At 54.5% G+C, this 12624-nt stretch carries 8 protein-coding genes and 1 pseudogene; 2 read left to right on the top strand and 7 right to left on the bottom strand.

The features are described 5' to 3' along the window. Positions 1 to 180: 180 nt before the first annotated feature. Positions 181 to 1602 (bottom strand): mannose-1-phosphate guanylyltransferase/mannose-6-phosphate isomerase, encoded by a 1422-nt coding sequence (locus tag ACFSUD_RS18770; protein WP_386376036.1) that lies wholly within the window; start codon positions 1600 to 1602, stop codon positions 181 to 183. A gap of 188 nt (positions 1603 to 1790) precedes the next feature. On the opposite strand from ACFSUD_RS18770, the gene ACFSUD_RS18765 reads away from it, so the two are divergent. Continuing rightward, positions 1791 to 4013 carry a glycosyltransferase family 2 protein gene (locus tag ACFSUD_RS18765; RefSeq protein ID WP_386376035.1) on the top strand — a complete coding sequence of 741 codons (2223 nt, stop codon included), beginning with the start codon at positions 1791 to 1793 and terminating at the stop codon, positions 4011 to 4013. 21 nt (positions 4014 to 4034) lie between these two features. Here ACFSUD_RS18765 and ACFSUD_RS18760 read toward each other — a convergent pair whose 3' ends face one another. The 6 genes and pseudogenes from ACFSUD_RS18760 to ACFSUD_RS18735 all read right to left on the bottom strand — a co-directional run. Beyond that, a complete protein-coding gene (locus tag ACFSUD_RS18760; protein WP_386376034.1) occupies positions 4035 to 5555 on the bottom strand; it encodes a hypothetical protein in 1521 nt (506 codons plus the stop codon). 157 nt (positions 5556 to 5712) lie between these two features. Further along, the gene (locus ACFSUD_RS18755; protein ID WP_386376033.1) at positions 5713 to 6480 is read right to left on the bottom strand and encodes an ATP-grasp fold amidoligase family protein; all 768 of its coding nucleotides are present in this window, start codon (positions 6478 to 6480) and stop codon (positions 5713 to 5715) included. Positions 6481 to 6562: 82 nt separating this feature from the next. Next, positions 6563 to 8143 (bottom strand): glycosyltransferase family 2 protein, encoded by a 1581-nt coding sequence (locus ACFSUD_RS18750; protein ID WP_386376037.1) that lies wholly within the window; start codon positions 8141 to 8143, stop codon positions 6563 to 6565. A gap of 91 nt (positions 8144 to 8234) precedes the next feature. Next, positions 8235 to 9893 carry a hypothetical protein gene (locus ACFSUD_RS18745; protein ID WP_386376032.1) on the bottom strand — a complete coding sequence of 553 codons (1659 nt, stop codon included), beginning with the start codon at positions 9891 to 9893 and terminating at the stop codon, positions 8235 to 8237. A gap of 271 nt (positions 9894 to 10164) precedes the next feature. Further along, positions 10165 to 11463, bottom strand: coding sequence for a nucleotide sugar dehydrogenase (locus ACFSUD_RS18740; protein WP_386376031.1), 1299 nt, complete (start codon positions 11461 to 11463; stop codon positions 10165 to 10167). Positions 11464 to 11999: 536 nt separating this feature from the next. Then, positions 12000 to 12155 (bottom strand): annotated as a pseudogene (locus ACFSUD_RS18735) (integrase core domain-containing protein); the annotation flags it as partial. 38 nt (positions 12156 to 12193) lie between these two features. On the opposite strand from ACFSUD_RS18735, the gene ACFSUD_RS18730 reads away from it, so the two are divergent. Beyond that, a complete protein-coding gene (locus tag ACFSUD_RS18730) occupies positions 12194 to 12547 on the top strand; it encodes a hypothetical protein (protein ID WP_386376030.1) in 354 nt (117 codons plus the stop codon). Positions 12548 to 12624 lie beyond the last annotated feature (77 nt).

Below are 12624 nucleotides of genomic sequence, written 5' to 3'. Positions count from 1 at the left end.
CTCCAGCTCTCGCTGAAAAAGCCACGGGAATCGCCATGGCGGGCAGGGGTCAGGATCAGCACGCCGGGAAGGGCGGTTTCTTCAATTTTCATATCTTATCTCTGACAGGCTTCGGCACCGGTTCGCACTCTGAGCCTTCCTAAGACGTTGGCAGTGTAATTGAAAGGCGCGGGGCTCCCCTCACCCCCGCGCATAAACATCCTCATAGCGAATGATATCATCCTCCCCGAGATACCCGCCGGTCTGCACCTCGATCAGCACCATCGGCATCTTGCCGGGGTTCTCCATGCGATGCACGGCGCCGAGGGGCACATAGACCGACTGGTTCTCCGAAATCAGCCGCACCTCGTCATCCACAGTCACCTTGGCGGTCCCCTCGACCACGATCCAGTGCTCGGACCGATGGTGGTGGCTCTGCAGGCTCAGCGCCGCGCCGGGGTTCACCACGATGCGTTTCACCTGGAAACGCCCGCCCACCACCAGGCTTTCGTACCAGCCCCAGGGCCGGTAGTCGCGCGGCAGCTGTATCGCCTGGGCCGCGCCGCGGGACTTGAGGGCGGCGACGGCTTCCTTGACCCGCTGGGCTTCGGATTTATGCGCCACCAGCACCGCATCGCCCATGGCCACGGCGATGATGTCCTGCAATCCGATGCCGACGAGTTCCAGCCCCTCGCTCTCCGAGCGCAGCAGCGTGTCGCTGCAATCGATCGCCGTGGCTTGGGGCGAGCAGACATTGCCCTGATCATCCGGCCCGCTTTCGAGCCAGACCGCGTCCCAGCCGCCGAGGTCGGACCAGCCTGCGCCATAGGGCATGACCATGAGATTATCGGCCTTCTCCATGATCGCGTAGTCGATCGAGACATCCTCGACCCGGCCCCAGGGCGCGGCGGCAAGGCGGCAGAAGCCGAGGTCGGATTGCGCGGATTCGAGTGCCTCGCGGACGCGCGCCAGCAGCTCCGGCGCATGGGCCGCATAGGCGGCGATGATCGTCTCGGCGCTGAACAGGAAGATCCCGGCGTTCCAGAGGTAATTGCCCGCCGCCAGCATCTCGGCGGCACGTGCCGCATCGGGTTTCTCGACGAAACGGGACAGCGGTTGCGGCCGCTCCGCCGTGGCCTCGCCGCCCGGCGCCAGTTCGAGATAGCCGTAGCCGGTTTCGGGCCGGTCGGGCGTGATCCCGAAGGTGATGAGCTGCCCGTTCTGCGCCTGCGGTACCGCCGCGTGAACGGCATATTGAAAGGCGTCTGCATCGGGGATCACGTGATCGGAGGGGGCGACCAGCATCAGCGCCTCGGCGTCCTGACGCGCCAGATGCAACGCGGCCGCGAGCACCGCCGGGGCGGTGCTGCGCCCCTCGGGCTCGATCAGGATACCGGCGGGCGCAATCTCCACCGCGGCGAGTTGTTCGGTGACGATGAAGCGGAAGGGATCGCCGGTGAGCACCAGCGGCGCGGCGAACCCCTCCCCCGACAGGCGCCATGCGGAAGCCTGGAACAGGCTCCTCTCGCCCATCAGCCTGGCGAATTGCTTGGGATAGGATTTGCGCGACAGCGGCCAGAGGCGCGTGCCGGAACCGCCGCAGAGGAGGATGGGATGGATCATGGGGAAACATGCTACTCGTTGATATAAGTGGGCTATTTGGCCTTCTAGGCCGCTCTACCATTAGGTAGTGTAGCCATGATGAACCGACTGCATCGGTGCTGTGGACAGGAGTATTATGAGAGATCGATACAGGTGTTTGTCATTTTGCTTCAGCTCTACTGATGCGCGATTATGATAGGTACCCTTGTGTGGAAGGCTGGCAGGGCGAAAGCAAGACATCCAGAGCATTACCGGAAGTTGCGTTTTTCGGACGGCATTGTACAACGCGCCTGAACGGCATTATCGCTGAACAGGAAGCCGCCGTAAAACCATTCCGATGGTCTGAGCCCACCGTTGGTTACGAACAGAGTAAAGGTCCGAAGATGTCAAACAACAATGTGCCGGATATGCAGTCAGCGACTCGGATACGCCAGCACAGTTTGTTTGATGGTGAATGGTACTTGAAACGCTACCCTGATGTGGAAGCACTTGGAATGGACCCAGCCGAACATTTCATCCGCTTCGGAGCTATCCTACAGCGAGACCCCGGTCCTCAGTTCAACACAGCCAATTATCTAGAAAGAAATCCTGAAGCAGCAACAAGTGGCGTCAACCCGCTGTTGCATTTTATGGCAATGCAAGGAGCAATGGATATTGCTGCTGCACCTCAAAATGCAAAGAATTCCAATGGGAAAATCGTAGCATATGAAGTACCGTTGGCCACGGATTACGCCCTTCGTACCCTTGCAGCCTACAAAGGACCGCGCCGACCTGAAGACATAGGATTTACCGATCCGCTTCCTCGGATCAGCTTCGTTATGACGTCCTACAATGCGCAGGACACGATTGAAGATGCGGTTCATTCGTTACTACGTCAGAACTATCCGGATCTGGAAGTGATAGTCTGCGATGACCGCAGTACAGACCGCACATGGGACATATTGCGCGACATGCAATCTAGCGTGCCCAACGCGTTGAAAGTGTTCCGGGTAAATGTCAACGGCGGGACCTACCTTGCCAAGAATATCGCGATCGCGAATGCGACCGGAGATATCGTAATGTTCCAGGATTCGGATGATTATTCGCATCCCGAGCGGACCATGATACAGGTCCTGCCGCTTCTACAAGATCCCAGTCTTGTCGCGACGCGGTCCAAGTACATGCGGTTCGACCCGAAGACCGGCAAGGTCATTCCGGTAGCCGACCTATACGCAAAATTCGGATTGATAACTCTGGCGGTGCGCCGCCAAGTCTTTGAGGAAATGGGCTATTTCGACGCGGTTCGCAAGGCTGGGGACGACGAATGGGTGCAGCGTCTGGCGCATATCTATGGCAAGGAAAAGATGCGCGAGGTTGATGTCGCCCTGTATATGGCCGAGCTCCGCGAAAACTCTTTGGTGGCGGATATGCTGACCTTTCGGGAGGATGGGTCGGTGGATCAGGCCGGGTCGAAACCACGCAAGGATTATGTCGCGAAGTTTCGTGCCCGTTTCGCGGACAAGTCCAAGAATGCGGAATGGTATCGCAACAATTTCCATGCCTATCCGCTGCGCCCGAACCGGACATACCCCGAGACCATAGCCTCTCTGGCGCCAACTCCGGACAAAGTGGTCGCGACGGCCTGCTGCATTCCCAAACGCATCGAAAGCTTCAAGCGCGTTGTCGATCGGCTATTGCCGCAGGTTGACGAGCTGCATGTATATCTCGACAAGTTCGAGACCGTTCCCGATTTCCTGTCGAGCCGGTACAAGGTCGTCGTGACGCAATCCCAGAATACCGGGAGTGATCTGCGGGATAACGCGAAGTTCGAACCTTTCAACGCGATCAAGGCAAGGTTGGGAAGCGTCTACTACATCACCTGTGACGACGACATCCTCTACCCGCACGATTACGTGCGCACGATGATCGACCGTTTGCGAGCCTTCGACAACAAGGTGGTAGCGGGAGTCCATGGCGTGGTTTGCGAGGAGCAGCCTCGGCGTTACTTCCGCCGCCGCTTTATCTATCATTTTCAAGACCACATGCTGGCCGCGCCGAGACTGGTCAACAACCTGGGCACCGGTACGGTGGCCTTCCATTCCTCACTTTTCGATCGGCTCGACCCCGCCGATTGGCCGGTCAGCGGGATGGTTGATATCTATTTCAGCAAGGAATGCCGCAAGAGAGACATTCCGATGCTATGTATCGACCGGCATGCACGCTGGATCTGCGAGACGGAGGAAAGCATCGGCACGCCGAATCTGTTCACGGAATTCAACGACAAGGAAAAACTTGTTATCGAAGAATTGTCGTCGATGACGCCTTGGGGATATGCGGCAATCCGGGATGTCGTGCGGGCGCAACCCCCTGAGCTGGTGGACAAATTGCAGCCACTGATCCCCCGGTTCTCCGACCAGATGCGGATCCATGACTTCATGGGGCGTTATCGCTGATCAGGTCAGCTTCCCGACCGGTCACCGGGCGTCGATATGTAATTCCCACAGGGTCCCAGTGCGGCGTTTCTCACGCAGACGGGGGATATCCAGCGCGGCCAGGCTCGAACCGGACGCATCCTCGATCGCGATCTTCACTTCATTCTGTGTCAGCGCCACCAGATCTTCCACATGCGCAGCGCTATCCGGGCCTAGATGGATCATGTCAGGGGGCTGGAAATGTTCATGGTTCCAAATGTTCAGAGGCTGCGCCTGGTGATGCACGTCGATCCTGCCGAGGGGCTCCATGCAGTCGAGAAATTCGATCAGGGCGGCACGCTTTACGGGGTCTGGCTCCAATGTCATGATCCGCTTGTCGGGAAGACCCGCGGCGATTAGGGTCATGTACCCCGATGGACATTCCAGGATGACCGATGCCCTCCGATAAAGCGCGCAAAGCCGCGTCACCTCCTCTGCGGGGGCGGTAAGCGGCGGTGGGAACCTATCGACCTTCACAGGTTGCCGATCAGCCATGTCGCGGATTTCCAGAAAGCCCTGCATGCCTCGGACGAACTGATCCGTGAGCCGACGCCGCGACAATTGCCGCCGTATCAGGCCATCTTGGAGATTGTCGGTCTGGCTCTCGAAATCTGCACCGCCCAGATATCGGTCCGATAGCTTCGCGTTGAAGGGGGCGACATGCTTTTCCAAGTCTCGCAGTGTCTTGGGACTGGGCAACAGCGCCGCGGTCTCGTGCGGATTATCCGCGCCGCTCTTCCACTCGAGCCGTCTTTCGGACAGCCAGGTCACCCGGTTTCTTGGCGGCAAGATATCGGTGAAAACATTGAGACTACGCTGCGCTTCGATCGCGGTGGCGGACACGCTGCGCCGATTGTCCGAACGGGCCCGGGACAGCGCCATGTCGTCGCGGGTATCTTCCCGAAAACGTGCCTGGTCCACCCCGCATAGGTCAAGAACTGTAGAGACGAGCTTTCCGTCCCTCGTCAAAGATCCGTAATCGAGCACGTGAACGGTCTGAGCATTCAACAGCTTCGCGAGCCAAGCAACCCTCTTTCCGTAATCCAGGACGCCATCGACCATCCTGTCACGACAATATCGGTCAATAGAACGGCATTCATTGTGCCAACCGCCGGTCACGCTCTCGGTATAGCGCGATACCAGCCAGTCAATCTGGTGGCGGACGACGGCGATCATGACGACCTCCGTGGACTCCAGAAGCCGGGCAAGCGGTTCGAGCTGCCCTTCGCTCTGGTCGAAAAGAAGGTTCTCGGCAGATAGGACCAGGCTCTCGGCGCGGTCTTCATGCTGTCGGCATTCCTCGATAAAGGCGCCCTCGGTGCCGTTCTTCAACATCCGCAACAGCTCCAAGTTACCCGAAGTCCGCGTCAGATCTGTCGGATTGCGGCGGGTGAAGCAGGAAGCGGGAAAGAGAATGCCTTGTGCGAGCAGAGCCTCGCGGCCATAGTCGAGGGTGTTTTGAATCGAGGTGCTGGCCGCCTTGGTCATCCCGACATGACAAAAAACCTTCTGCCTCAAAGGCATGTCGGGTTTTCTTCTGCTGTTATCCAGATGGCATCCTCAAGATCTTGATCGTTGCATGGCCGACAGACGATCCTTGGGAAAGCTCGCGCTAAGGTCGGCTACCGGCCCCTGTCGGCACCATGCACGCTAATGTTAAGGATGACAATAGAGACTGAGGTTAGACGCCTTCTTCACCCTTCCACAACGCCCCCATCCATGCATCACCCTCCGCAGCATAACCTCGGCCACCATGGGGCTGCGGAGTGAATTCACCAAAAACCGGCCCACGGGAGGTGGCAAACATGTCGATGCGCATGAACATGTTCAATTTACGGCCTAGAAGGCGCACATCCGCCAACAGCGCATCGTAGCACGCAGGTTTAATTGGCAGTTCACCTTGTGGCAGTTGTGTTTTCTGCATCCTAGGTTTGAGCAACTCCCACTCCGGCGTAATGAACCAATGTCGATTGCGGCTAACGTCCTTTATACTGTTTCTTTCAATGATATGAAAGAAAGCCACACCCTCTCCGAAACAATAGAACTTATAATCATCTGGAACTCCCGGCTTGCGACTATGATCAACCAGCATTTCTTCTATAATAAATTTTCTAGAATCAGATCCGACTGCCTCAAGTATGTTTTTGCGGCTCTCCAGTTCTTTGGTAAACATATTAATGTTTCCTCTGATCGGAAAAACATTTTTACTCGAGTATCCAGAAACGGGCTTGATGACAAAGCTGTCGGGCAAGCAGTTGAAGTTAGGTAAATCGGAAATGTTGTCGAGTACCATAAACAAGTCAGGCACTTCCACTCCGGCCTCCTGAGCAAATTTACGCCCTTCCATTTTTCCTGCCAAATGCTTAAAAGGGTTTGGTTGTTTCTCAACCCACCAGCGCCTATGCCGGTCTATTATCTTCTCGCTTAGCAAGGGGGGCACGTTATTCATTTTTACTATATAACTCCTGGACATGAGACACAAAGTTTAGCTTGGTATGAAGGAATAGACAGATCGATGACATTTTAGATTTTTAGGTAGGCTCCAAGTTTTCCATAATATCAGAATACGGTACAGTCATTTCAGGTGCAGCGCGGTAGCGAGGCTTTACCTGTGGAAAATCTAATCGAGAGTTTTCATTTGTCATTTTATCATTTTGCCACGCGGTCCAATCGTCTCGGTAATCTGCTCGGACTGAGGAAACTCCGAGAACCTTGTCGACGCCGTGTATTGGATGGTTGGTCAGACTCGTTTCCAAATCAAGGCATATCATTCCTATCTGAGGTAGATCTGCAAAATCATCCCCTAACAATCTCTTCGCCCGAGAAATCATTTCGCTATCACCTCCAAAGCGAACGCTATCCCAATAACCTAATCTCTCTTTTAAAAACTTTTCCTCAAACAAGCACGATATTGATGCTTTTCGCGTGGCTCCATCCAGAGAGAATCCAGTTATTTTACCTATATGACCAAAAAATCCGTCTGCTCTAATTCTGACCATATAATTCAAGCTGGCTTTTAAGTTCCTGCCTTCCTTGGTCGCTGCACGAATGTGATTTTCAAGTCGCTCTGGGTGGGCCCAGTCATCTGCATCATGACCCGTGATGTAGTCGCCCTGAGCTCGCATCAGTGCAATGTTCTTTGACACATATGGCCCGACATTACGTTTGTTGCGCAGGATTTTTACACGCGTGTCTGACGCTGCGAGCTCTTTGAGCCTATTCCACGTGTCATCGGTACTGGCGTCATCCACAATCAGCAATTCCAACGGCCGCCAGGTTTGCTGTAGAATCGAACGGGCAGCATAATCGACCGTTTCTTCGGCATTCCACGCCGCCATAATAACGCTGATCAGAGGCCCTTGTTCGACATATGTCAGATTGTCGACCGACAGCCGGGAAAGCAAAGACGGGCCCTGCGGCTTCAATGTAATTGGCCGCAGCTTATAATGTTCCAGATAAGCGTTAAAATTAGCCAACCAAGATCCTTCGTCGCCATTTATATGGGCTTGATTGGCTCTCAGAATATGTGTTGTAAACTGAAGATCCTTAGGCAGGCTTACCATTGCGAGTGCTAAAGCACGCTTATATCCGTGGTAACGTGAAACATTGGAGGCCGCCCACAAGACGTTGTTTTTCAACGGTCCGTTGGACTTCCTCCTTAGATCGTAGAGAATGGGATTCATACCAGATTTAGTAACGCCGGGACGTGTATCAATATAAAATCCTGTGCAAAAACGCCGGGACGGATCGCGACGCATCGCAGCGCCGTATTTTAAATAATGTTCAGCCGGATCCATACCCAATTGTGTCACATCTGAGTATTTTTCCAGATACCAATCTGCATCAAAGTGCTTCGATTGGCGCACCGCTTCGAGATCGTCGGTCAATGTATCAAATATGTGAGGGATATCTTGTATTTTTCCCATGGGACAATCCAATTCAGTTTCTGAAACCTTTGGTAGCAAAATGTTCCAAGTTTTCCAAGTAGAGGTGCTCGAAGGTAAGCATATATTTTTGGTGTACCCGTATATCAAAGCATATCCCACAGCACCGTCGTGCCCGCTGATATGTCCTTCGTCTTGATCTCCGACACTTTGCGGATCGAGGACCACCAGGCTCAATGCCCGCCCCTGCCAGATCCAAAAGAGGAAACCTCGACATTGATTTAGCTAGGAGCGCTGCCGGAATAGCGGGCTTGCGCCGCTATTCACCGCTATTCCTGTAAATCTCTTTATGTGCTACCGGGTTTAGCTCCTCTTCCAAAGCATCGGGGTGCTTAATGTAATAGGAAACCGTGTCGAAGGTCGGGTTCGGTTTGCGGCCCTCGTATAGACCGTTCAGCACGAAGTGACGCGCAGGGTCGACCCCGGCGGCCCTGACGTCTGGATAGGCCTCCAGGTACCAATTGCTGTCGAAGCAGGATGACGTCGCCACCAATGTGATCTGCTTGTCGAATTCTTTCCGCTCGCGTCGCGCCCGCTCGCGCTTGGGCGCCTGCAGCCGGTCGATGTAAAGATCTCGCAATTTCAGCTCTACCATCCGGTAGCGTTCAGAAAAATTTTTCTGCTCCGTGGCTAAGCGCAAATCCCGGCCCAATCTGTCGTTGTCGGAACGGAGCTGGGTGATCTCCGTCTGCCAACCTACGGAAGCCTGGGTAAGGCGGTGCAATTCCTCGACATGTCGATCGGCCCGCGTTCGCAAGTCCGTGATCATAGCGACCCGGTCCTCGGCGATCTTGGTCAATGCGATGACCTCACGTTGATGGATCTCCGCAGATTGCCCGGCCACCACCTTCAGGCTGCGGAGTTCCCCCTGCAAGGCGTTGATTTGCCCCGTGACAGTGTCAATATCGGTATCCTTCTCCTCGATCGTGGCTTTATATGCCGCGACTTCCGCTTTATATTCTTCGCAAATCTGGGCAAGCGCCTCAGCTTCCTGGCTCTGTGCGTGGCGCTGTTCTTCATGCTGGCGAGTCAGGGTGTTGATCGTATGGTTGAGATCACCCAGCGCTACATGGGATTCCGAGCTCGCCTTTTTGATCTTATTTTCAAGCTTTCTGATCCGTGCGATCAGTTTTTTATTGGCTTTCTTCAGTTTTTTCTGACCGGTCATTTTTTTTAGATCGCGGTATTCGTTGAAATGACCTTCGCCCAACCTACGAAAGATCGCGCGAATATGATTGTAATCTGTCGATCCATGTTCGAGTTCGACAAGTTGCCGCAGTCGGGCATCCGCATTTTCCCCATAGAGGATAAGCGAAAGGTCGTCTCCCGTGTCGAATACGCAGGGCATGCCGACTTCACGTGTTGCGTTTTTTAATATGTTTCTTACCCATTCCTTACGGCTCCCCTCGGAATAGTTATAGAGAAGGACCATACCGCGATCGGTAAGCTTAGCCGTCCAATTCTCCGCGATGTCACCCAAGGTGGAATCGCTCATCTGCGCAACGTTGACGATTAATATATCAGTCGCCTGATCGTGGAGCCCGAACAAAGCGCCGTGAAGTTCTTTTTCCGATATTCTAGAAAAATAATCGTAGTTCCGGCTGTTATACGCCTGTAGCGCGGAAAAATTATGCGCATGCTCCGGGTTTGAATAAGCCAGACAGCGCGCCGCCAGATTCATGCGCTCTATGGCTTGGCAGAAAGTGAAGTAGCATTGTCCGTCATCAATGCCCAACTCCACCACCGATGCCGGTCGCGCCATTTCGGCGATCCAAAAGGCAAACGAAACATGATGTAGAAAACTGGAATCGACAAGATAGTTCGATTTCCAAAACAGGCTGCGATTTGAGAATGATGTGGCAATATCATGTTGTGTGCGCATTGCCGTAATTTTCTGCTCAGCTATATTTGATGTCATATGCTAACCTGCAATATGGTGAATGTATCGATTATGAACATTTTCGTCGCGTGGACGATAGAGCCCTTGGGCCTTACTTCGCAAGCTGGAAGGTCTCTTTAAGAAGGTTTCTGCCGACCCGAACGAGGCGGCAACGGGTGATTAGCTTTTCACAAAGGGTGACCGACCCGCCCGTCTTGCCATTTGCGAAGGCGCGGCCGCGTTATTTGTCGGCCTCACCCTGTGGAAAGGGGCGAGGCTTAATAGATGGAAGAAGCTCGCACCCAAATCCTCATAAACGCAGTTCGCTGTCCCGTAGATCAAAGACCGATTTCATGTCGAAGAAAACGCCATTGGGGGCCATGCAGGCTCGTAGCGTTTTGACACCGCCCGTAACAAACTGCCGATGTGGCACAGCGAGGATGACGATGTCGTAATCCCCCTTCTCCGGCAATGCCGTCAGGATCTCGCGGCCGTATTCCGTGCAGACCTCCGCAGCATCCGCCCAGCAATCGCAGATGTCGACCTTCATGCTGTAGCCTTCCAGTTGCTGAACGAGGTCGATCATCTTGGTGTTGCGGATATCAGGGCAGTTTTCCTTGAAGGTGAAGCCCAGCATCAGGATCCGGGCATCCTTGATCTGCAGCCCTCTGTCTATCATCGCCTTGAGCAAGCGGGAAGTGGCATTGCGGGCCATCCCGTCATTGATCTCGCGACTTTGCCGGATGATGTCGGGAATATGTCCGGCCGACATCGACTTGTGCACGAGGTAATAGGGATCGACTCCAATGCAATGCCCGCCGACTAAGCCGGGGCTGAGCCGCATGAAATTCCACTTGGTCGCTGCCGCGTCCAACACTGAGGCGGTGTCTATGTTGAGGTGGGAAAAAATAATCGACAATTCGTTGATCAGGGCGATGTTGACGTCGCGCTGGGTATTCTCGATCACTTTTGAGGCCTCGGCAACTTTGATGCTGGCGGCTTTGAACGTGCCGGCGGTAATGATCGTCTTGTAAAGAGCGTCGATCAGCTCGGCAATCTCGGGGGTGGAGCCGGAGGTGACCTTGACGATCGAGGGCAGCGGACGTTCCTTATCGCCTGGATTGATCCGCTCTGGGCTGTAACCGGCGAAGAAGTCGCGGTTGAAAGTCAGGCCGGAAACCCTCTCCACGGCGGGCAGGCAATCCTCTTCGGTGGCGCCTGGATAGACGGTGGATTCGTAGATCACGATATCACCGGGGGAAATCACTTCGCCAATGGTTTCGGAGGCCGCGATCAACGGCCGCAAATTGGGCTGTCGATGATTGTCAATTGGAGTCGGCACCGCAATAATGTACACATTGCATTTGGCCAGTTCGTCAAGGTCCGAGGAGAAGGAAAGATGCGTTGCCGCGGCCAGATCGTGATCTTCGACCTCGCCGGTGGCGTCGTGCCCCTCACGCAACTCAGCGATCCGGCGATCGCTGATGTCAAAACCGAGCGTCGGCCGCTGCTTGCCAAATTCCACCGCAAGCGGCAGCCCAACATAGCCCAATCCGATAATACCGACATGCAGATCTTCTAGCTTTTTCAAGGATTTGGAAGGTAGCATGTGATCTCTTTTCCAGGTTGTCAAAGGTGATTTTTTTGAGTTTTCTACCTGTCACTAGTATCTCGCAGCTGCCTCTTCAAGAAGGATTCTTCCAGAAGAATTCGAGCAGCCCCCGGCTCTGCCCGGTAATTTCGCCATGCAACATGCGACATGCAACGTCGATGCATAGCCTTTTCGAAAACAACTGGCCGTCTGGCCGCCTGCCAGAATATTAGTTGCAATGAGCCTGACTCTTTGGAACTTATTAGTGAGTAAAATTCTCTCCTTCGGGCATTGCGTAAAGTAATCTGGCGGGGTTTCATTCGATAAATATGCATGAACAACTCTTTTTCTTCCAAGATATCAAGGTCCCAACATTATATACTCGCGGCAAGAGTAATCGGATGATCGTGCTGCTGCTTGGCGCAACAGAACAGTCTAAGCGACCTTGCTGCCGGTCTTGCCCGTGCCTCTGACCGCGACGGCGAGTGACCATTGAGGTGGCTCGGTTTGTCTGAACAGCTTCGAGCCGTTTCCTAAGTGGATTTCCCGCTCGGTTATGCCGCGACCGGGACTGGTTGCGGCTTGAACTGATATGCCTGATCGGGCGTCTGCCCGTCCAGCGATGAATGCGGTCTCCTTGCGTTGTAGAATGTCAGATATCGGGCGATCCCACTTCGGGCGGCTGACACGCTGTCGTAGGCGTGCAGGAAGCCCCGTCCAATGCCAGGCACTGGAGCCGCGCGCGCTGATGGCCGACGCCATGGGCATCTCACCATCAAGCGTCGGTCGGATATGGGTGGAAGCTGGTTTGAAGCCGCATCTCACGAAGGGGTTCAAGGTCTCAAACGACGCGATGTTCGAAGAGAAGGTCGCTGCGCTGGATGTGAAATCGGGCAAGGTCATCGGGGATTGCATGCCGCGCCACCGAGCCAAAGAGTTCCTAAAATTCCTACGGCAAATCGACAAGGCCGTGCTCACGCGTCGCGATGTGCATCTGGTACTCGACAACTATTCCACCCACAAGACACCGAGGTTCGGGCCTGTCTGGATAAGCACCCGCGCTTCAAGCTGCACTTCACGCCGACCGGCGCGTCATGGCTAACAGGCCGCTGAAATAGTCCCACCTCGACAGCGGTTTGAGAACATGATTCACCCTCATCACGGTAAAGGCGAGGATGA

Origin of the sequence: Sulfitobacter aestuarii (assembly GCF_042685005.1) — a bacterium.
Classification (GTDB): Bacteria; Pseudomonadota; Alphaproteobacteria; order Rhodobacterales; family Rhodobacteraceae; genus Sulfitobacter; species Sulfitobacter aestuarii.
This window is presented reverse-complemented; position numbering and strand designations above follow the sequence as displayed.

What these genes read in the sequence shown, in the direction of transcription:
- ACFSUD_RS18730 (WP_386376030.1), top strand. Translation starts at nt 12,194, where the DNA reads ATGGCCGACGCCATGGGCATCTCACCATCAAGCGTCGGTCGGATATGG.
- ACFSUD_RS18745 (WP_386376032.1), bottom strand. Translation starts at nt 9,893, where the DNA reads ATGACATCAAATATAGCTGAGCAGAAAATTACGGCAATGCGCACACAA.
- ACFSUD_RS18755 (WP_386376033.1), bottom strand. Translation starts at nt 6,480, where the DNA reads ATGAATAACGTGCCCCCCTTGCTAAGCGAGAAGATAATAGACCGGCAT.
- ACFSUD_RS18760 (WP_386376034.1), bottom strand. Translation starts at nt 5,555, where the DNA reads ATGCCTTTGAGGCAGAAGGTTTTTTGTCATGTCGGGATGACCAAGGCG.
- ACFSUD_RS18740 (WP_386376031.1), bottom strand. Translation starts at nt 11,463, where the DNA reads ATGCTACCTTCCAAATCCTTGAAAAAGCTAGAAGATCTGCATGTCGGT.
- ACFSUD_RS18770 (WP_386376036.1), bottom strand. Translation starts at nt 1,602, where the DNA reads ATGATCCATCCCATCCTCCTCTGCGGCGGTTCCGGCACGCGCCTCTGG.